14 protein-coding genes are annotated in these 21225 nt (G+C 50.9%); 10 read left to right on the plus strand and 4 right to left on the minus strand.

Annotated elements, in window-relative coordinates:
• Positions 1-392: 392 nt before the first annotated feature.
• Positions 393-2390, plus strand: a complete 1998-nt coding sequence (locus AC07OI_RS26700; protein ID WP_495259278.1) for a glycosyl hydrolase family 18 protein — start codon at positions 393-395, stop codon at positions 2388-2390.
• Between the two features lie 101 nt (positions 2391-2491).
• Complete coding sequence (locus tag AC07OI_RS26705) at positions 2492-3532, plus strand: cupin-like domain-containing protein (protein ID WP_495259279.1); 1041 nt, start codon at positions 2492-2494, stop codon at positions 3530-3532.
• Positions 3533-3645: 113 nt separating this feature from the next.
• On the opposite strand, the gene AC07OI_RS26710 is transcribed toward AC07OI_RS26705, so the two are convergent.
• Both AC07OI_RS26710 and AC07OI_RS26715 read right to left on the minus strand, forming a co-directional pair.
• Positions 3646-5343, minus strand: coding sequence for a chitinase (locus AC07OI_RS26710; protein ID WP_495259280.1), 1698 nt, complete (start codon positions 5341-5343; stop codon positions 3646-3648).
• 396 nt (positions 5344-5739) lie between these two features.
• Positions 5740-6465 carry a substrate-binding periplasmic protein gene (locus tag AC07OI_RS26715; protein ID WP_495259281.1) on the minus strand — a complete coding sequence of 242 codons (726 nt, stop codon included), beginning with the start codon at positions 6463-6465 and terminating at the stop codon, positions 5740-5742.
• 661 nt (positions 6466-7126) lie between these two features.
• Between AC07OI_RS26715 and AC07OI_RS26720 the strand changes: the two genes are divergently transcribed.
• On the plus strand, positions 7127-8956 hold the full coding sequence (locus tag AC07OI_RS26720) for a hypothetical protein (RefSeq protein WP_495259282.1): 1830 nt from the start codon (positions 7127-7129) through the stop codon (positions 8954-8956).
• 81 nt (positions 8957-9037) lie between these two features.
• On the opposite strand, the gene AC07OI_RS26725 is transcribed toward AC07OI_RS26720, so the two are convergent.
• On the minus strand, positions 9038-11788 hold the full coding sequence (locus AC07OI_RS26725; protein ID WP_495259283.1) for a choice-of-anchor Q domain-containing protein: 2751 nt from the start codon (positions 11786-11788) through the stop codon (positions 9038-9040).
• A gap of 51 nt (positions 11789-11839) precedes the next feature.
• Here AC07OI_RS26725 and AC07OI_RS26730 point away from each other — a divergent pair, with 51 nt between their 5' ends.
• Together AC07OI_RS26730 and AC07OI_RS26735 are read left to right on the plus strand one after the other, a co-directional pair.
• Entirely contained in the window at positions 11840-11980 is a 141-nt protein-coding gene (locus AC07OI_RS26730; RefSeq protein WP_495259284.1) for a hypothetical protein, read from the plus strand.
• 205 nt (positions 11981-12185) lie between these two features.
• Positions 12186-13598: a diguanylate cyclase domain-containing protein gene (locus AC07OI_RS26735; protein ID WP_495259285.1), complete on the plus strand. Its 1413-nt coding sequence runs from the start codon at positions 12186-12188 to the stop codon at positions 13596-13598.
• Between the two features lie 321 nt (positions 13599-13919).
• Here the strand turns inward: AC07OI_RS26735 and AC07OI_RS26740 are convergent, their stop codons facing one another.
• Entirely contained in the window at positions 13920-14789 is an 870-nt protein-coding gene (locus tag AC07OI_RS26740; protein ID WP_495259286.1) for an MBL fold metallo-hydrolase, read from the minus strand.
• A gap of 18 nt (positions 14790-14807) precedes the next feature.
• Between AC07OI_RS26740 and AC07OI_RS26745 the strand changes: the two genes are divergently transcribed.
• From AC07OI_RS26745 to AC07OI_RS26765, 5 genes are all read left to right on the plus strand, one after another.
• Entirely contained in the window at positions 14808-15788 is a 981-nt protein-coding gene (locus tag AC07OI_RS26745) for a GlxA family transcriptional regulator (RefSeq protein ID WP_495259287.1), read from the plus strand.
• A 396-nt stretch (positions 15789-16184) separates the two neighbouring features.
• Positions 16185-18041 (plus strand): ABC transporter ATP-binding protein/permease, encoded by a 1857-nt coding sequence (locus AC07OI_RS26750; protein WP_495259288.1) that lies wholly within the window; start codon positions 16185-16187, stop codon positions 18039-18041.
• A gap of 308 nt (positions 18042-18349) precedes the next feature.
• Positions 18350-19393, plus strand: coding sequence for a recombinase RecA (gene recA, locus AC07OI_RS26755; protein WP_492705575.1), 1044 nt, complete (start codon positions 18350-18352; stop codon positions 19391-19393).
• 129 nt (positions 19394-19522) lie between these two features.
• On the plus strand, positions 19523-19981 hold the full coding sequence (gene recX / locus AC07OI_RS26760) for a recombination regulator RecX (RefSeq protein ID WP_492705577.1): 459 nt from the start codon (positions 19523-19525) through the stop codon (positions 19979-19981).
• Positions 19982-20613: 632 nt separating this feature from the next.
• Entirely contained in the window at positions 20614-21198 is a 585-nt protein-coding gene (locus AC07OI_RS26765) for a DUF2889 domain-containing protein (protein WP_492705650.1), read from the plus strand.
• Positions 21199-21225 lie beyond the last annotated feature (27 nt).

Consider the following 21225-nt stretch of genomic DNA (forward strand, 5'->3'; position numbering starts at 1 on the left):
AGCATGCTGCGAATCTGCTGTGTCGGATAGACCCCTTTAATGCGATGGCTGCCACACCAGTCATTTACTCATCAAGGCTAAAAGTTTTTGACCAAAACCCTGCTGTCAGTAATAGTACCACTTTGGTTAATTGTAATAATTGGTATTGTTATGGTATTTAAATTTTGATGCCTGTTTTATCATCACGCCCCTCAGTTTTTCCTTTCCAAAGCTCAACTTTCGCAATTGGACTCTTCTTTTGTAACAATATTTTCTTTCCAAAAAAACCACTTGACCGCCTGATATTTAAGCAACATCTTTGTCGAAGGTTTCTACTCAGAATGAAGCCTAAATCACGAAAATGACCCCGAACAATTGGGGCATTCGTTTATTCACACCTCAGGGGGAATAGGATGAGACAAAGAACTGGAAATCGCGTTAACCATCTAATGCTAGGTCTGGTCGGCAGTATGCTGGCGGCTTGCGGCGGTGGAAGTAGTACCAGCAATCTGACAGACACACCCAAGACTGGCGCGCACATGGCAATGCCGCCGGCACAGATGGCTGATAGCAGTTGTGCTGCATGGAGTAACACGCAAGTGTATACACAAGGTAATTGCGTCACCTATCAAGGCACAACATACAAGGCCAAGTGGTGGACACAGGGGAATGTGCCAGGGGCAGAACAGTGGGGCCCTTGGGAAGTGAGCGCGGTCACGCCAACTCCAACACCTACACCAACTCCGACACCAACCCCCACACCAACGCCGACTCCTACCCCAACACCAACGCCCACTCCTACGCCAGCTTGCGCTCCTTATGTTGCCGGTACCAGCTATCTGGCAGGCAGTGTCGTCAGCAATGCGGGTGGCGTTTATCGTTGCGATGTGGCGGGCTGGTGTTCGACAGGCGCATCTGCCTATGAACCTGGTGTAGGTTGGGCTTGGAGCACAGCATGGACTGCGGTAACGTCCAGTTCCTGCACAACGCCAACGCCGACGCCAACGCCGACGCCAACGCCGACGCCAACGCCGACACCAACGCCGACACCGACACCGACACCGACACCGACACCGACACCGACACCGACGCCTACTCCGACACCAACGCCTGTCGGTGGCCGCGAAGTTGGTTCGTATTTTGCACAGTGGGGCGTTTACGGTCGTGGCTATGAAGTAGCAGATATCCACACTACGCAGACGCCGGTGAATGGCGTGCAGACCAGCATCGCTGATCAACTGACCTTCATTAACTATGCCTTTGGCAATGTGTATGCCAAAAACGGCGGCTATGAGTGCGATATGGTCACCAAGGCAGAGACAGGCAATAACAACCCACCTCCAGCCGATGCCGGTACCGGTGGTGATGCCTTTGCCGATTACCAGCGTCAGCCCGCCCGCACCGTGGATGGAAAAACCATACCATGGGACGCCAAGCTCACCGGTAATTTTGCGCAACTGAAATTGCTCAAGGCGGCACACCCTAACCTGAAAGTCTTCATTTCACTTGGTGGCTGGACATGGTCAAGGTATTTCTCTGCGGCGGCGAAAACCGATGCCCTGCGCAAGCAACTGGCGAGGTCTTGCGTCAAGCAATTTATCGCGGGTGATTTGCCGGTGCAGGATGGACGTGGTGGGCCAGGAGCAGCCAAAGGCGTGTTTGATGGCATCGACATCGACTGGGAATATCCAGGCGGTGGCGGGCAGTCATACAATACCTTTGATACTGTCAATGACAAGCATAACTTCACCTTGCTGATGGCAGAGTTCCGCGCGCAACTTGATGCACAAGGGGCTTTGGATAACAAGCGTTATGCCTTGACTGCGGCAATTGGTGCGGGTACTGAAAAGATCGCTCAGACTGAGCCTTCTCTGTATAGCCAGTACATGGATTGGGTGAATGTCATGACTTATGACTTCCATGGCGGTTGGGAAAACACCACCAACTTCCATTCACCGTTGTACCATGACAGTGCAGACCCATCCACGGGTGTGCTTGCCAAGTACAATAGTGATGACGCCATCCAGGCACTGGTCACAGCCGGTATGCCACGCAACAAGATCTTGCTGGGTATCCCGTTCTATGGGCGTGGCTGGAAGAGCGTCAGTGCCGGGCCAAATGGAAACGGCTTGTATCAAGCAACGGGTGGGCCAGCACCGGCCACTTATGAAGCAGGGATAGAAGACTACAAGGTCTTGAAGAACAAGACCGGTACGCGCACCCTGCATCCTGTGACCAAGCAGTTGATGTTGATGACCAATAATGGCGAATGGTGGAGTTATGACGATCCGGCTGTCATTGCCATTAAAATGAAGTATGTGCGTGACCAGAACTTGCGTGGCGCATTTACCTGGGAGCTTGATGGCGATGCCAGCGGTGCCCTGGGTAGCGAAGTCTGGAAAGGGCGATAAGCCTGATTAGTGAAATGGTATAGTTCACTAATAGTGTAGGGCTGCGGATGTGATGAGTACACGAAATCACATCCGCAGTTTTTTCAGCGAGAGGAAAGCAAATGAATGCACAACTTGGTTTGCATGCACAAGTAAAGCAAGCAACTCAGTCCATGAGCGATGACTGGCGTCGCTGGATCGCAGAAAATCTGCTACTCGGCGCACATCCGGCAACCCTGGAAAATGTATTGCAAAAAAATTCCTTCAGCCTGCATACAGCCAGGCTGGAAATCAGTGCAGCTTTATCCAGCCCCTATTTTCAAGGGGTGCAAAGACTCAAGAACCGGCTCGACAAGCGTGACTGGGTATTGGCCATCACTGCCAAACTCGATCAGATAGAACCGCTTGCACTGGAACGTCAACATCAATTATCCGGCGAACAGTTTTTGCATGACTATTACCAGCAAAACCGTCCCGTCATCATTACCGGCGTGCTGGATGATTGCCCGGCGCGCAGCCGCTGGAATCTGGCCTGGTTCCGTGAGCATTTTTCTGAACGTCAGGTAGAAGTGCAATTTGGCCGCAATAGCGACGCCAATTATGAAATGAACAGCATCGCCCACAAGCGCCAGATGCGCTTTGGTGACTATGTCGATCTGGTGGAAAAAAGCGGCCATAGCAATGACATGTACATGACTGCCAATAATGATTCCAGCAACCGCAAAGCACTCAATGAACTGTGGGAAGACGTTCCCTCATTGCCCGAATACCTGAAGACAGATCAGGGCAAGCAAGGCTTTTTCTGGTTTGGTCCGGCGGGGACGATTACGCCTTTCCACCATGACCTGACCAATAATTTCATGATGCAGATCATGGGTCGCAAGCGCGTCAAGCTCATCGCGCCATGCCACCTCGCCAAGCTGCAAAATGAGCGTCATTGCTTTACGCCGGTAGATGGGCGCAACATCGACCTGACATGCTTCCCCCTGATGCGGGATGTGCCTGTACTGGAATGTATATTGGAGCCGGGTGAGATATTGTTCCTGCCTGTGGGCTGGTGGCATTTTGTAGAATCACTGGATATTTCTGTCACCATCGCTGCGACAAATTTCCGTTGGGATAATGACTTCTTCAGCAATTACCCGGCTAATCACGACTTCTGAGCAACAGTCTTTCATAAAAAGAAAACTGCGCTTCCAGCGTATGCCGGAGCGCAGTTTTTTTGTATCAGCTATCCATGCGTTGCCTGTCATCTGACAGACAACGCATTTCAACATTAAGGCAAGGTTTTCAAGACAGCCTTGGTCGGTGCCGAGAAGTTATAGCCATCATGTTTATCCCAGTTGATAGACCAGGTCATGACTCCTCTGAAGCCAGGGTAAGCCTGTTTGGGGACGATGGTGCCGCAGTTCAGCAGCTTGGTCAAACAGTTCAGCGCATTGCTGACATCTGCCGAAGTGGTAAAGCCTGAATTGGCTGAACTGCGCCCGGATGGCACACCAAAAGCAACCTGGTCAGGACGCAAACCGGCAAAAGTGTTACCACCATACGTAAAGCCCTCAATCAGCATTTTTGCCGTACCCACCAGCTGGTCTGCCGACCCAGCCCTGAGTGGTGCAGACTGATAAGGTGTATAGATATCGCCATTGTTGTAATACTGTGGATGCAGGATGGTCAGCTCATCACGCAGCGCGTTGATGATAGGGATATACGCACCCCAGATCGAGCCGTATGAGGTAAAGCCACCTTCCACATAGACCCATTCTGGCGCCATCGACAGATAGAAACTGGAGCCAACTTTGGCCTTCAGTTTTTTGACGGCAATAGGCAGATAAGTCTGGATAGATGCGCCCTGCGCGACGCCGTTTTCAAGATCAAGGTCGATGCCGTCAAAACCATATTTGCTGATGATGCCGTACAGGCTGTTGGCAAAGTTGGTCGCCTCTGCATCAGAGCCCACCGAGACTGAACCATTCTGGCCACCTAGTGACAACACCACTTTTTTGCCCTGTGCCTGCTTGGCTTTGATATCTGCAATGAATTGCGCCTCGCTACCTGCACCTGGGTCCAGCGTAAAACTCACGTTGCCCCCACCAGCATTATCGCCAAACGAGACGACGATGACATCCCAGTCATTGCTGACCTGCGCGATAGGATAAGTATTACCGCTAGGGTTGGTAAAGTTATGCCAGTAACCGACCAGCGCATGCTTGGCCAGGCCAGGGACTGGCGTAGGAGTCGGCGTTGGCGTAGGAGTCGGGGTTGGTGTTGGAGTAGGTGTGGGGGTAGGCGTCGGCGTTGGTGTCGGAGTGGGCGTTGGGGTAGGTGTCGGCGTTGGGCAGGCACTTGATGTGACTGATGTCCACGCACTTGTCCAGGCCCAGCCTACACCAGGTTCATAAGCCGATGCACCGGTTGAGCACCAGCCCGCCACATCGCAACGATAAAAGCCACCCGCATTGCTGACTACTCTTCCAGCGGCATATTGAGTGCCGGCGACATAGGCAGAGCAGCTAGGTGTTGGCGTCGGAGTCGGAGTCGGTGTAGGTGTGGGTGTTGGGGTAGGTGTTGGCGTCGGAGTAGGCGTCGGAGTAGGCGTCGGCGTCGGCGTTGGTGTGGGCGTTGGAGTAGGAGTAGGAGTGGGCGTTGGCGTGGCATCACAAGCTCCTTTGCCTGTCCAGGGTTTGCCACTTCCAGATGCGCCGCTATTGGTCGCAGGGTTTTCATTTTGCGTCCACCAGTTCGCCACATAGTTATTGCCCCCTGTACTGACCAAGGCACCGCCGTTGTAGGCTGTTGCTGCATCCCATGCCGCATAGCAGGCTGTAGAAGCCACTGCTGGCGGGGCTTGTGGTGGTGTGTTTGCCTGGCCTGTGCTCGCGCTGCTACCACCGCCGCATGCCACCAGCAAACTGCCACTGGTCGCACACACCAGCATGTTTTGAATCAGATTTCTTAAAGTTGTATTTTCCACTGCTGTCTCCCCCATGATTTTGTGAATTCAGAAAATGTGTTTATTCCCCCAGATACATTCTTGATACGCTTGCCCTTGCTGCAAACAAGCGCTCAGGAATCAAGCATGTAGGCCTTGAATTTGGACGTCAACTGGTTTTGTTTTTATCTTGCCACTTAAATACCACTTAATTGACAGGCAACAAGATGCAATGGAAATAAGAATCAGGTAAACAGCACATCCCCTGCTTTTGCCGGGCAATGATCAGACCAGCCATGGCGATTTGCGACAGTGGTATTAGGGTTTTTGTAATGCGCAGGAATGATAGTGGGTCAGATGATGGCGCATGCGGGTGCAGACCTGCGCGCGATGGGGAGCAGAGTCAGCCAGCTTATTCAGGCTGGCCCAGACATAGCCTCACTCCTGGTACTTTTCAAATAATTTTGCCAGCGTACCCTGGCGCTCAAGCAAGACGATTGCAGCTCTCAGTTTCTTTGCATCTTCAACTGCCAGGGTTTTTGACAGCACCATGTAAAGCTCATCTTTAAGCATTACCTTGGGCAGCAGTTTGATCTGGCCTTCCAGCCCTGCCTGCCGTATTTCTGCAGCGATGCCAGGCGAGCGGTGACAATAAAAGCGGCCCCTGCGCGCAAGCAGTTTGTTCAGATTGGATTTGGACGACACCGCACTGGCATCTACCAGCAAGCCGCCCTGGTCCCTCAAGCGATCATTGATGGCATAGTTGTGCATGGACAAGATGATGCCGTCCTTGCCCAGCTTACGTACGTCATCCCAACTGGTCACCTGTACATCGTCGTCAGCGCGCACTGCCAGCAGATAATTGACCGAGAAGATGGGGGTATCGATATAGTCATAGAGCAGGGCGCGCTCTTTGGTATGCAGCACGCCGCAAATGGCATCCATGGGGCCAGAAGTGATACGGACCAGTGGCAGCCAGTTTTGATCGCCAACAAACTTGATGCCGGGCTCCACCGCTTCTATGGCCCGCATGATGTCAATACATATACCGCCAACAGCAGGTTTGCCATCTTGTACGATAGCGATGAATTTGGGGGCAGACGCTTCTTGCGCCGCTGTCCTGATCAGGCTCTGTGCACTGGCTGTCCCGGCAAAAAATAACAAGGAGGCCGCGAGCAGAAGAAGGTATCTTGCGCTTTTGATATTCAATACGAAACAAGTCACGTATTGCCCCCGTTTTTATATTTTTTAGCGCAACATCCTGGTTCGATTTTAGCCCGAGACAAGCTTGCGAGCGCTTTTCATTATTGTACGCCAGCGTATACGCGTTGTCTCTGCCATTCAAGAGAACAGAAGCCCAGTACAAGCTACCCACGACGGAACTTGCTGGCAATTGTCCATCTGCTTGCGAGCATATGCTGCGAATTCAGGGCGAACCTTTATCAAGAGTATGATAGCTGGTTTCAGTTGCAATTTACTGGCAATATTGGAATGCTGATACCTGGCAGATTTTTACAAATGACTGTCAAGTTTTACGCAAATACTCAACACCTGAAAAATCCTTACGGAAAATAACATGATATTGAACGACTCTGTGCCGCCCCCAGGAATGAGCAACAAAATTTCGTCTCCGCGCTCAGATGTGCAGGCAGATAACGCAGCGGATATGGTTTTTGAGATATTGAATGAGTACTCTGTAAACCTGAATACGCAAAGTTATCCAGCCAGCCTGTATGCAGAATCGTTGCTGTACATGATTTATTGGTTCCATCGCCTGCGTGATCCCGTTCGAAAGAATAGCATTGAGGATTGTGTAGCCAGATACTTGGACGTAACCAGCCAATCAGCAGTAGTGAAAGCCTTATTGTCGGATCAGACGCTGAAAGCACAGGCAAAGCAGCGCATTGACCAGGGTGTCATGGTTCGCAAGACGGTTGATGTGCTTGTGATGCGCGATGGGCAGAATGGTAGGGAATTTCTGGCTCTGGACAGAACAGTATTTCCTGAGGGCATCGCTCTGCCGGGTGGCTTGCTGCAAGATGAAGATGAACAAAACGAAATTGGAATTCCAGCCAATATTTTTGCTGCACTCCGGGTAACCGGTAGCAAAGTGTTCGGATCTGCAGCGCCAGAATATGGGATTGCAGAAGCAGGCGGACGCAAATACTATTTTGTGCGGAGCAAGGCAGAAAGCAAAGCCAAAAACGAAGCCCGCATCTACATGGACAGAACCGTTACTCACGGATACCGCGACCATCTCAAAGAAATTGCCGTCCCATCAGACCCGCGTCACATCGTCGATACGATAGGATTTCTCGTAGAAATTTCCGACACCGAAGACGTTCATGGCAGGTGGCTGCCTGAGAGCGTGATGATGACACCGTATGCGAAAGAAGGCTCTTTTGCTTTTGGTCATCACAAACAAATTGCCGCTGCGCTGCTTGCGAAAAATTTTACAAAAACACAGGGTATTTCCCATCACGAATGGATACGGGAGTGGGTCAGGAACCCGGTGGACTTATACCGTGAATTGCGCTCGCGATTTGAGTTCAATGACAATAATCTGGATACCGCAGTGCTGGAATTGCTGCCCGTGGTCGAGTATATCCGCAGCCAGATGATGCTCCCGGCGATGGACGATAAGTGCCGCGATAATGCAGCACTTTCCTTTATGCGTGATCAACTGCTGCATAAATTTCATCACGTCACCATACAGAACGGTGCGATGTGCCCGTATGCGCCAACCTTGCGTATTCTGTTTGAGGCTGTCGGCTTCTTTGATGTGGCATGCCGTACCGACAAAAACCTGAGTACCCATTTTCAAAAGAAATATTGGTACCGTTATGAAGAGCTGATGCGCCGGATTCCTGAAGTCATCATCATCCCGACTTTCGATAATATTTCTGCGACTGACCTCATGAAGATAAGGGGCACGCCAGTCTATTTTATCGGGGTATCAACAGAGCCTGTGTATGTGGATGAATTCTGGCAGTCTCCACTCGAATTTCTCATTCACGACCTGAACCATGCCTGGAAGATGATGGACATGGACGACCGGTTTTTCCAGCACAGGCCAGAGATCAGCAGGGATGAACTGATCGACAAATCCAATACCTTCATCCGCGATTACTTCCCGACTATCGCGATTCAAAAGACGGATACGGAAGAACAGAAGGAAATGAAGAAGCTCAAGAAGATACTCTTGTTTGAAGTTGGTCACGAAGACGCGAGGCCCCTGCTGCCAAACATCGTCAGCGAAGCACTTCTGGAAGATGAGGGATACGAGTTTCCGGATATTGTCGTGCGTTATGATGAGGAGGGAAAACAAGCCTATCTGGAACAGCGCACCATTCCTGGTATCACCGCTCTTTCTTATGTCAGGCACAAACTGCAGCATGGCTTCTTTGATCAGACCGATTCGCAAAACATCCAGATCGTTTCGCCAAAGTATCGCTCTGTAGAATGGATAGTCAGGGCCACTGAAGAATTATTGAGCGAAATGCAGGCGACTATTCCACCCGCTGTGTTAGCCGAAGGTTTGACGGAATACCTGACCCGGCAGGCATGTTCCAGAGGCCCTTCGATACTGCATGCGCCGGAAAATCTGGACCCTGCAGTAGAAGAATACGGAGATGGAACGGTGTCAAAAAAATAGATGTCCTGTCCACCATGAGTGCCAGTGCTCAGGCTGGCACTCATGGTGTCCCTCAAAAATCAATGACTGACAAAGCCGATTTTATTGCCCCTTGATCACAATGAGCGCCGCTTCCCAGCCTGGATAACCTGCACCACTACCACCGACCGTACCAGAAATTCCAAATGTGCCAGTGGCGGCTGGGTGCTGCTCATAAATACGCGAAGTGATGTAGGTACCCGCCGCCGGGCTGACAAGTTGCCAGGTTCCGTCCGGGCTGAATGGAATGGCATTGCCTATGCCCAAATCAACCAGTGCAAGCACGAGATCATTCGCTCTTGTGCTCGTCTGCGTTTGTGAAGACAGAGCCGTAGATGCAAAGCGTGGGCCTGAGCTGGTTGTTAAAGGAGCGTCCAGCAAATTCACCGCGTCTGCATTCTGGATTTCCACGATGTGTATGCTGCCCTGGTTGGGAATGCCTACGGTCAATGCGTATGTACCAGATGTCGTGGCCTTTGCCGCATACAGATCAGTACCCATTCCGTCTACATAGATGCGTCCCAGAGAGGTGAAAGAACTGATATCGGCATGCCCCTGATTGTCAGATAATGTGCCTGACACGCCAAGCGCATTATTGTTCACGCCTACGGTCACCAGTATCCAGTTGCCTGCCGATACAGCGCTGGACAATTGATGCCTGCTCGTTCCCGCTGTAATGACACCAGAGTATTGCTGGCGCACACTGGGCGGGGTGGATGGGTCAGGATTGCTAGCGAGGTTCGCGCTGCAGCTTGCCGTTGTTCCGCCATTGCTGCCAGCACAGCTCCATGCCCAAGTGTTGCCGGTAAATGACACCAATGACGCAATACCGGATGAGCAAAGCTGGCTGCTCGGTGCTGTGCTGAACGACTGACCGCTGGCGCTGCCACACATGCCATTGACAGGTGTGGGAATGGGCACGGTGGCACCGCTTAACTCAAAAGCGCCGATGTCCTTGCTTGTGCCTTGTGGGCGCGAGACGTTGACCATGTCGTCATTGACACTAAAAAGCCCTGGTTGGGTAGCCGCATCAACCGCCGGGCTGGTCGCCAGCAAAGTGTAATCTCCCGCTGACGCATTCCTGAACTGAGGGCTACCTGAGATTGCCAGGTTGTCGCCCAGCGTCCCTGGCGATGGTGCAGTTTGACCGTTGCTGAAGTACAGGTTCTGTTTGAAGTCGTAGCTGGTGGTCGTTGATGGTGTACTGTAATCAATCAACCATGTGGTGCCAGATTGTGTGTCAGGGCCAAACGCAAAAATATTATTGTAGAACTTGTTGCGTATGCCTGCACCACTGCCAAAGCCTTCATCCATGATGTAGGCTTTATTTCCGGCTGGCCCGGTCATGGCGTTATACACGGTATTGTAGGCAAACCACATGTTTTGTGTGGTGGCGGTTGAGTTGATGCGTATCGGGTACAGCTTGGTGCCGGTGATGACATTGTTCCAGCTCTGCGCTTCATAAGTGCCCTTGTGCGTGCTGCCCTGGTCATTGAAATTGATGCCGTATTTCGCGGCGTTTTCCAGCCAGTTGTGATGTATGCGTATGCCGGTAAAGCCCTGCCAGATGCCACCGTGAGGCAGCGTCACCGAGCCTGCACCGCCTTCATTATCATTGAACTGCACGGCTGAACCGCCAGTGATATTGTGTATCCAGTTATAGGCTACTTCCCAGTTCTGTGCCGTGGTGTCTGCGTAGATGCCATGGTTTTGCAGTTCAGACGTGCCAGCAATATCATGGATGTTATTGCCCAGAACTTTGTTGCCGTTACCGTGACCAGAAATCCCTGCTGCATTGAGCGTGGCAGAGTTGCCTGCAATCCAGGGGCCAAGCTCATTGTTGACCACGCGCCATGGGCCTGCAGTGTATTGGAAATTGATAGGCGCAGCATCCCGGTTGGCACCGCCCGCGATATCCATCCTTAAATTGGAAACCGAGATGAACTCGCCTGAAGAACCGGCAATGGCAGACCAGGGCCCGGCGATACCGCCTGATGCACCGGCTGGCGTCGTGTAGTGAACATCTTCTATGGCGTTGCCGTTGATGGGGCCAGGGTAGGCAGTGATATGTATCCACGCAGAAGGGCTGCCGTTTCTGGCATAGGTGCCGCTGCCGAAACGCATCCATGTTTTATCCTGGCCGTTGGTGTCGTGCCAGGCACCGCCACGTATCACGATCTGGTCCCCTGCCTGCATGGCAAAGTAGGCACCTTTCAAGGTGCTCATGTTTTGCAGCGAGCGCCAGGGCTTGGCAATATTATTTGCCACCGCGCTGGTATCGGAGCCGGACAGTGAAACGAAAAGGATGCGCCCTGAACTTGGCGTGAAGCTATTGTCCGTATTCGACGATGCGCCGTTGGAGACGATTTTGATGGGTAGCGCTCCACCTGCAGGCGCGCCGGCAAGTGAACCTACCTGCACTGTTATTTGCTGCAAGCCTGTCCTGGCGCTTGATTTTGCGTTTCCCAGATAGCGGTAATTGGCAACTTCGTTGTCGCCTATGTAGACCTTGGTATTTGTCCCCAGGTCACTGGCGGCACCAAAATTTCTCCCAAAAATGGAAAGATAGGCACCCTGGTTGTTCTCGCCGCCTGTGGTCGGCCCGCTGAGTGTATCGGTGTACAAGACTTGCGGTGCCTGGCTGGTGCTGGTTACCGTTGCTTTTGCCGGGGCCAGAGCTGGCGGGCTTGATGTGAGTACCTGCGGAGCATTTGAACCAGCTCTGTCGTTTGCACCACCGCATGCAGATAGCAGCGTGACAATGCTGGCTTGCAGCAGCAAGGAAATCCATCCGGACTTGCGAATTTTATACATCACTTTGCCTTTTGTAAGAGTGTTTTCCGGAGGAATGCGCAGGGCGTTTTCATGTTAAAAAATGCAAAGCAAATGCTGGCAGATTTAGCATTTATTCACAATCGTAATGAATTTTTGTTACCAAAATCTACAATTGGTAACCACGATTTTTATGGAATCCAGGATACTCAGAATCAGGAAATCGCAGAATGAAATCGCAATACCGATTTTCGGTTTGCTTGCGCTGGCTGAGGGCTCACTCGCTTATTGTCATTGATGAGATAGATATTAAAAATCCTTCAATATCAAGCCGCAATAATTAACAAAAAAAAGGATGAATCCGCCATATATTGAAAGAGACATCAATCAGAAATACTCTAAAATAAATGCAACGTATAAAGCTGTCAGGGATAGAAAAATGAAAAAAAATAAAAGACAGCTTGACCGCTTAGAGCGAATAATTGAAACACAATCACTTCTCGCCCAGGCAGATCTGGATCTTGTGGCGTTCATGCAACTTGTTGTAAATACACTGCAAGAACTCACAGAGGCCAAAGGTGCGGTAGTCGAACTGGTCGACGGCGACTACATGGTTTACCGCTCCGCCAGCGGTGCGATATCCCAGCATGTCGGTCTGCGCCTGCTGAGAGCGAATAGCTTGTCAGGCTTATGTGTTAGTAGCGCAAAAATTCTTCAATGTGATGATGCAGAAACCGATCCACGCGTTGATGCAAATGCCTGCCAAAAAGTGGGCGTTCGTTCAATGATTTGCACGCCACTTTTTGAACGTGGTCTGCCAGTTGGTGTCCTTAAAGTCATGTCGGAACAGGCGTATGGATTTGACGAAGAAGATTTGCAAACACTGGAACTGATGGGATCAGCACTGGGGGCCGCTCTTGGAAAGCAGGTAGCTTTTGACGAGATGTTTCGTGTGCAGGCACAGCTACGTGCGAGTGAAGAAAGAATACGCACAATCCTGGAGCATGCCAACGACGCGGTGATATCAATCGACAATGCTGGCATTGTGACGCAATGGAACCGCTCTTCTGAATCCCTGTTTGGCTGGAGTTGTAGCGAGGCTATGGGCCGCAATATTGTGGATCTGATCGTGCCACCCGCTTTCAGAAGTTCTTTTGTCAATATCCTGACGCATTTAGATAAGCTTGGAAAAAAATCTACGACCGCAAGGCGCGAGCTTCTCGCTGTTGACCGGGACGGTAAAGAGCTCTCGGTCGAAGTAAGTTTGAACGTCAATCATATTGCGGGCCAATTCGAATTCACGGCTTTTTTGCACGACATTTCCGAGCGCAAAAAATGGGAATCCACACTGAATGAAATGGCCTTGTCAGATGGCCTGACCGGTCTCCCGAACCGCAGGCACTTTATGCAAGTACTGCATCAGGCGATAGTCCGGCAACTGCGGCAAAACAATGGCCTGGCTTTATTGTTCATGGACCTGAACGGGTTTAAAAAAATCAATGATACCAACGGCCATGATACGGGTGATGAAGTACTGAAAGAATTTGCAAAAAGAGTTTCTGGCTGCTTGCGTGGGAATGACATCATGGCCCGCCTTGGTGGGGATGAATTTGTGGTGCTTGCCGAAGGCGTACGGGTTTTGGAACATGCCCAGGTTCTTGCACGGAAAATTGTCTCTGCACTGGAACTGCCCTTGCCCGGTTCAGCGATCATGATGTCAACCAGCATCGGCATCAGTATCTATGATTCCACGACGAACGCCGAGCAGTTCCTCAAAGAAGCCGACATCGCCATGTACAAAGCAAAACAGAGCGCATCCAGTCGCAGCGCCATTGCCGCATTTGCAGAGTAAAGCGCAGTTAGATCTTGTTGATGTGCAGACTGAAACAGCTTCATCCGGATCTGATCGGGCCAAGATTTGAAAAGCCGTATGACCTGGTGACAGCCGGATCAAACTGGCAGAGTCAAGGCAGCAAGAAAGTGAACAAGAAAAAGTGAACAAGAAAAAAAGAGAGGTCAAACTCGCCTCAAGCTGATCTTCAAAACATATGCAAACCATGGTGTCAGAATTTGATGCAAGCATCTGCTTATCATCCAGAGAAAACTAACAAAAACCAGTAATCGCCTCAAATGCAAATACTTGATTTGCTCACCAACTGATTAGCAATAGCTATCAGCCTGCCGAATTAATTTTCAGTGCTGTCAATGGCTGCAAGCATTGCGCGTGCCGATGAACTTCCGGGGCATTCAGTGGTCCGCCGTGTCCCATGTAAAAACGCTTGCTGCCTGAAACCAGCATTTTTTTTAATTCAACAGATACGGTTTCTGGATTATCTTCGAATGGCGGGCGCATTGCATGACCAGTCCTGATCAGCCCGCCAAGCAATACACCAGATGCAAGTAAATCTCCAACCATTGCATCCCCGGTATCTAGCTGGACTGAAACTGAACCTGCTGTGTGTCCAGGAGTGTGCCTGGCGGTGCCAGCTGCTCCAAAGCAGCTTAAGTCCAGTACTTCACCAGCTTGCAATAGAATGTCAGGCGTAAAGGGAAGGTAAGGCTGCAAAATTAGGCCTGTCTTTAGAAATATCCGGCCAAACCATCCAGTCGCGCAAAAAGTCATCTTCTTCTTTTGCTGGTAATAATCAAGATCCCCCTCATGCGCAAGAATCGGAGCACCTGACAATTCGCGCATCCGTGCAGCGCTTCCCGCATGATCTACATGAGCATGGGTGATGATGATGAGTTTAATGTCGCCAAATGAAAGGCCACGTTTTTTTAGTGCACGCTCTATTTTTGATTCTGATCCTGGCAGACCAGCATCCACCAGAATGCAGCCAGTTTCACCAATAATGAGGTGACAATTAATCATCCCGAAGGGGGCAATGGCAATCCGAATAATTTGAGGCGAAATCATGGCGATACTTTCCTTGAAGATGAATGGTGTTCTGCCAGCTCCTGCTTTGCAGATAAACTTATTGTCTATCTTCTCCACCTTCACGTACCATGCGGATATCAGCTGTTTTATGGTCAATTTCGTCAAAATTACAGAATGCTCGTCATGACAGATTCAACATCCTTGCGGATAGCTATATTGGTGTACGAAGCCTGCATGGGGTCTCAGGTGTTTGGCATCACCGATGTCCTGAGGATAGGAATGGATCTTGGTCTGGGTATCAAGTCGCGCAAGAGGCCAGCGTTCGATATAGAGCTGATTGGTCTTGCGGGGAAAAGCATCAATATTGCTGGTGGAATTTCTATTGGAATTAAGCGACCTGCGGGTAAATACGATTTACTCGTTGTGCCGGGGCTTGAAATAAACCGCCATGTTGACTGGGACAGAAAACTGGCTTCTTTGTCACGCGAGCTTGCTTTCATCAAAAAGACTTTTGCTGCGGGAACTGCAGTTGCTTCCGCATGTGTCGGAGCATTCCTGCTGGGCGAAGCTGGTCTTTTAAATGGCCGCAAATCTACAACTGCCTGGCTGTTTGCCCCAGAGCTTGCCCGGCGGTATCCGGCGACCAGGCTACAGGCTGATGCTGTTTTTTTGGAGGACGGCGCAGTCATGACCACCGGCGCAGTCAGTTCATCGTTTGATCTTGCCATTCAGCTTATCAAGCGCACGCTGGGTGCTGACGTGGCAACTGCCACCGCACGGGTTGCCTTATTGCCCAACCAGCGTGCCAGCCAATCGCCATTTATCGATAGCGCTTTGATGGAGAGAGGTCTGCCCGCTTTTTCGCAACAATTGCAGCGCTGGTTCAGTGATCGATTGACCGACGAGTATGACCTTAATCGCCTGGCGTTCACTTTTCATATAAGTCCAAGTACTTTGCTGAGGCGGATCAAAGTCGAAACAGGGCAATCACCCCTAAGTATGCTGCAACTCGCACGGGTTGAAAAAGCAAAGCAGTTGTTGAACAGCACAAGCTGGAGCATCGCGCGTATTACTACAGAGGTTGGTTATTCTGATGTCAGCAGTTTCTCCCGCTTATTTACACGTCTTGTAGGCGAAACCCCCGCCAGGTACCGGCGGCGTTAGAATTTATGGGATATTCGAGTCAATTATTGAATTGGCTGAAGGGCTATACCACTTTTTTCGGGGAGATAGTGGCTATACCAGCTCTGATCTTAAGATTGCAATTCCTTGATTAAAAATTCCCCTGCCATTGCTTTTCCTATCGCAAGTTGAAAATATGAAGCATGCATGTCCCATCAACAGTCGGATTGACTTTATGGTTTCAAATTACTAATCACGTCTATTTGCATTCGACCGCAGTCAGACGTGCCATGTAGCACGGGTGGGACATATCGGTGCCTCGTATCGTCAATTTCTCAGTTTTTCATCCTGCCTTGCAGGATTATGTCTGTTTCCGCACAGAACGATATCGCGTCAGATCCCATACTGAAGAAAAGCCTATATCCACAGAATCTGATCATGACTATCTTAAGCGACACGCGTCCCAACGAGGAAACTGATGGTGTGCCCCCACCACCCAAGAGGCGTCGTACTGCCTTTCTCTCACTTTCTGCGTGGCGGCAATTCATTGATGTCGCCAAACCTTACTGGCTGGGCGAAGAATGGAAGAGAGCCTGGATCCTCCTGGTGCTGCTGATCGTGTTAATGCTGTTTGAAACCAAGTTTGCAGTCATGCTGAACGATCAGGCCGGAGAAATGACGTCGGCACTGGCCGCTAAGGAAGGAGAGCGCTTTTGGGAATCCGTGCGAACCTGCCTGATGGTGCTGGCCTTTGCCGTGCCGACTTATGCGTTTTACTATTACATGCGTGACCTGTTCGCCAACCAGTGGCGACGCTGGCTCAGCGGGCGCTTTCTCGACGGCTATCTTAAAGACCGTAAATACTACGCACTCGGTGCCAATAGCGAACTCGACAATCCTGACCAGCGCATCAGCGAAGACATTAATACCTTTACAGGCAGGTCCATCAACTTCCTGCTCATTTTTTTGGGGGCTGCCATGCAGTTGGTGGCGTTCAGCGCCGTGCTGTGGTCAATCTCCCACTTGCTGGTCGGCGTATTGGTGGTGTACGCCCTTATCGGTACTGGTGCAGCGCTGTATGCATTTGGCAACCCCTTGATACACCTGAATTTCTGGCAGCTTCGGCGCGAGGCCGACTTCCGTTACAGTCTGATGCGTGTACGCGAAAATGCTGAATCAATCGCCTTCTACCGCGGCGAAGCGCAGGAGCGCGCGCATATAGACAGCAAGCTTCACCGCGTCATCCAGAACTACGACAAGCTGATCAAGAAACAGCGTTCTCTTAATCTGTACCAGCGCACGTTCAGCCAGCTCACTTTGGTATTGCCAGTGGCGATACTTGCCCAGCAAGTCCTGTCAGGTGAGCTGGAGGTGGGGCGCGCGACGCAGGCGGTCGGGGCATTTGCTGCCGTACTCGGCGCAGTGGGCGTGATCGTTGAAAACTTCGAGAGCCTGAGCCGCTTTGTGGCGGGCGTAGGCCGGCTGCAGACATTGTCCGACCTGGTTTTACCGAAGACGAAATCCGAACCGACTGCAGAGGTCGAGCCCGTACGCATCCAGTTACGCCCAGGCACCCGGCTCGCACTGGAATCAGTCACACTGCATCCACCGCAATCACAACGCGTACTGATCAAGGAACTGAGCCTTGCATTGCAACCAGGTGAGGCACTGCTCATTACCGGCGACAGCGGCTGCGGCAAAAGCTCGCTATTACGGGCGATTGCCGGATTGTGGCACACCGGTAGCGGCCTCATCCATCATCCGCCGCTGGAAGATTTCTTTTTCCTGCCGCAGCAACCTTATTTGCAGATGGGTTCGCTGCGTAGCCAACTGATCTACCCTAGCGCTGACTCAGAACTAAGCGACGAACAGTTACTGGAGATTCTCGATCAAGTGTATCTGCCACAACTGGCTGAGCGTGTAGGCGGCCTGTCTGCGGTGCAGGACTGGGAAAAGCTGCTGTCCGTCGGCGAGCAGCAACGCATGGCATTCGCCCGCATCCTGGTCCATACACCTGGCATTGTCATTCTCGACGAAGCAACCAGCGCACTCGACAGTGCCAACGAATCAGCCCTGTACGCACGCCTGCGTGAGAGCGGCGTCACCTTGATCAGTATCGCCCACCGCCCCGCCGTGCTGAAGCACCACACTCATGTTCTGCACTTGCTAGGTGACGGCGCATGGAAGCTGCATGAGGCGAGTACTTACCAGTTTGATGCAGCAGTAGTCAATATGGTCAGTGTGAGCGATGAGACAGCACAGCCTTTGCCTTCGTTACAGGCTGCAGCAGCATAATTAGCGGGTGCAAGGTGCAAAAGCGCAAGTGAGAGGTGCCGTCAGTTGAACGCGAGCGTGGAAACTGACAGTAACTTTATTCTTTTGATCAGATTTATCTATCGGCTGTCAAAATCGACTGCCGAGAAATTTTGCCAAATGAATAATAATTGGATGATTGCCAATACTTCGCTGTAAAATCCCCCGTTCAGCAATCAATGCAAAAAGTCGCTTGCATAAATCACTGTTTTTTTATACAGTACTGCAAATCGCAGGAAATTAAGCCTGTATTCCTTTTTCCACCCGCCGCTTATTGAATGAAAGAATGTATGGACGATAAGAAACCAGAAAATGCCTCAGAAAAAGCAAAGGCACTTGCAGCAGCGCTGGCACAGATAGAAAAGCAGTTTGGTAAAGGTTCGGTCATGCGTATGGCCGACGGTGAAGTGGTGGAAGAGGTGCAGGTTGTCTCTACTGGCTCTCTGGGGCTGGATATTGCGCTGGGCGTCGGTGGCTTGCCACGTGGCCGTGTTGTTGAGATTTATGGCCCTGAATCTTCTGGTAAAACCACATTGACGCTGCAGGCGATTGCTGAAATGCAAAAGCTGGGTGGTACTTGTGCGTTTATCGATGCTGAGCATGCGCTGGACGTTGGTTACGCTCAAAAACTGGGTGTGAATCTGTCTGATTTGCTGATTTCACAGCCTGATACAGGTGAGCAGGCACTGGAAATTACCGATGCGCTGGTACGTTCAGGCAGTGTTGACCTGGTGGTTATTGACTCGGTCGCAGCTTTGACGCCACGTGCCGAGATTGAGGGCGACATGGGTGATTCTTTGCCTGGTCTGCAAGCACGTCTGATGTCTCAGGCTTTGCGTAAGCTGACAGGCAGTATCAAACGTACCAATACCCTGGTGATTTTTATTAACCAGATCCGTATGAAGATTGGCGTCATGTTTGGTAGCCCTGAGACGACGACAGGCGGTAATGCACTGAAGTTTTATGCTTCCGTACGTCTGGATATCCGCCGCACCGGTTCTATCAAGTCTGGTGATGAAGTGGTGGGTAATGAAACCAAGGTCAAGGTTGTCAAGAACAAGGTGGCACCGCCATTTAAAGAAGCGCACTTTGACATCATGTATGGCGAAGGCACTTCACGCGAAGGCGAGATTCTGGATCTGGCAGCCGATGCCAAGATCATAGAAAAAGCAGGCGCATGGTATAGCTATAACGGTGAGCGTATTGGCCAGGGTAAGGACAATGCACGTACTTATCTGAAAGAGCGTCCTGAACTGTCATTTGAAATTGAAAACAAAGTGCGTGAACATCTGGGCGTACCTTTGTTGATGCCATCAGCGGCGACGGCTGAGTAAGTTGAAACACTGAGTTGAAACACTGAGTTGAGGCACTAAGTTGTAGCACCAAGCTGCGACACTGTCAGCACCATAGTTTTGTATCATGCCGGTTGGTCGCTGCCAACCGGCATTTTTTGCTTTTAAAGTATGAAAAAACCTGCCATTAGTCTGAAAGCCCGTGCCCTGCGTTACTTATCCATGCGTGAGCATAGCCGCATGGAGCTGGAACGCAAGCTGGCACGCTATGTAGAAGAAGGCGATGACGTGGCTGCCGTGCTGGATTTTCTGGAGGCGGCCAAGTATTTGTCTGGCGAACGATTTTCTGAGTCGCTGGTGAACCGGCGGCAAGCTAGGTTTGGTAATAACCGTATTTTGGCGGAGCTGCAAAGCCATGGTCTGGATGCGCAGGATATAGAAAACGTCAAGGAAGACTTGAAAGAGTCTGAAGTAGAGAGGGCGGTTCAGGTCTTGCACAGGAAATTCCGGCATGCGCCGCAAGACCATCAGGAAAAAATGAAGCAGGCAGCGTTTTTGCAGCAGAGGGGGTTTTCAAGCCGGGCAACGCAGGCGGCGATGCGGGTGCCGCGGGATGAGGATGATGAATAATGTTTAAAATTCCAACATCCTCATCATTTCAATCATGTTGCCCCAGCGCAGGCTGGCCTCCGCGGCGTTGTTTAATTTTGTCTGTTCTTGACCCATGTTTGTTTTTGATCTGGTTGCGTGGACTTAAAAATCTTCAATAAGATCGCGGCAGATTTTGCTCTAAAAGTGTTAACACGATGGATTCCTGCCTGAGCAGGAATGACGGAGTGAGGGGATATCCTTGCTATTGAAGCTTAGATGTCGGGTTGGTAAGTTGTTACCTGATGAGTCCAGACCTGACCTGCAAAGCGAAAACTTCGACCCGAACTTTGAAACAGGTGCCAGTTTGCGATTTGAATGAGCGCGGCTTTCAAGTACATATCGATATTGTAAGGAAAGGCATTTGCCTGATAATCGCCCCGTTTTCTTCTGCCAAACAACAAAAAACTTAATTTTCTGCTTAGATTTCTGCATAAGCATACTCAGAAAACTGCTTAAATTGTAGTCAAATGATGAGTTCGCGGCTGGTCTGTGCTAAACTCTGCTGGTTTTTTTGCAGGGCCGCAGGAGCGGCTGTTATCGTAGAAGCTGCGGTAACGACACGCAATTGTGGCTATTTATTGAGTATTTTGGTTTAGCCGCCAGCAGGCATGATGCCCTTATCTTCGTCAATCAACCGACGCGCCCTGAAGCATACGCGTACTATCCAGATCGAAGCGTTCGCGCGCGATGATGGATTGTGGGATCTTGACGCCCGTATCACTGACTATAAGCCCCGCGATATCACCCTCGCATCTGGCGTGCGCCCCAATGGCAGCGCGCTGCATGACCTCAGCCTGCGCATTACCATCGATTTGCAATTGACCATCGTTGATGTAGAAGCGTCTTCTGATGCAGTCCCTTATCCAGGTTACTGCGAAGTTATCACCCCTGATTACAAGAAACTCATCGGCCTGAATTTACTCAGGCAATTTCGCCAGGGCGTGAAAGAACGCATGTCTGGTGTGCATGGTTGCACCCATTTGACCGAAATGGCGCAAATCCTGCCGACGGCGGCAGTCCAGGCTTTTGCCGGGGATGTGATTGATACTCGCGACGGCGCGACTGACCGTGGCCAGCAGGCTCAACAACCTTTTCAACTTGATCGCTGTCACGCCCTTCGTACTGATGGGCCGGCGGTTGTTCAATATTACCCGCGTTGGGCAAAAGCATCGCCTGACGTGAAATCACCCAGCTAGTTTGTTTGTTTAATTATTTATACCTCA

This window comes from Undibacterium sp. GW821-FHT07F11 (genome assembly GCF_059418665.1).

Coding starts and splice junctions, on each gene's coding strand:
- AC07OI_RS26750 (WP_495259288.1), top strand. CDS start 16,185: ATGACTATCTTAAGCGACACGCGTCCCAACGAGGAAACTGATGGTGTG.
- AC07OI_RS26725 (WP_495259283.1), bottom strand. CDS start 11,788: ATGTATAAAATTCGCAAGTCCGGATGGATTTCCTTGCTGCTGCAAGCC.
- AC07OI_RS26700 (WP_495259278.1), top strand. CDS start 393: ATGAGACAAAGAACTGGAAATCGCGTTAACCATCTAATGCTAGGTCTG.
- AC07OI_RS26765 (WP_492705650.1), top strand. CDS start 20,614: ATGCCCTTATCTTCGTCAATCAACCGACGCGCCCTGAAGCATACGCGT.
- AC07OI_RS26735 (WP_495259285.1), top strand. CDS start 12,186: ATGAAAAAAAATAAAAGACAGCTTGACCGCTTAGAGCGAATAATTGAA.
- AC07OI_RS26730 (WP_495259284.1), top strand. CDS start 11,840: ATGTTAAAAAATGCAAAGCAAATGCTGGCAGATTTAGCATTTATTCAC.
- recX (WP_492705577.1), top strand. CDS start 19,523: ATGAAAAAACCTGCCATTAGTCTGAAAGCCCGTGCCCTGCGTTACTTA.
- AC07OI_RS26745 (WP_495259287.1), top strand. CDS start 14,808: ATGACAGATTCAACATCCTTGCGGATAGCTATATTGGTGTACGAAGCC.
- recA (WP_492705575.1), top strand. CDS start 18,350: ATGGACGATAAGAAACCAGAAAATGCCTCAGAAAAAGCAAAGGCACTT.
- AC07OI_RS26705 (WP_495259279.1), top strand. CDS start 2,492: ATGAATGCACAACTTGGTTTGCATGCACAAGTAAAGCAAGCAACTCAG.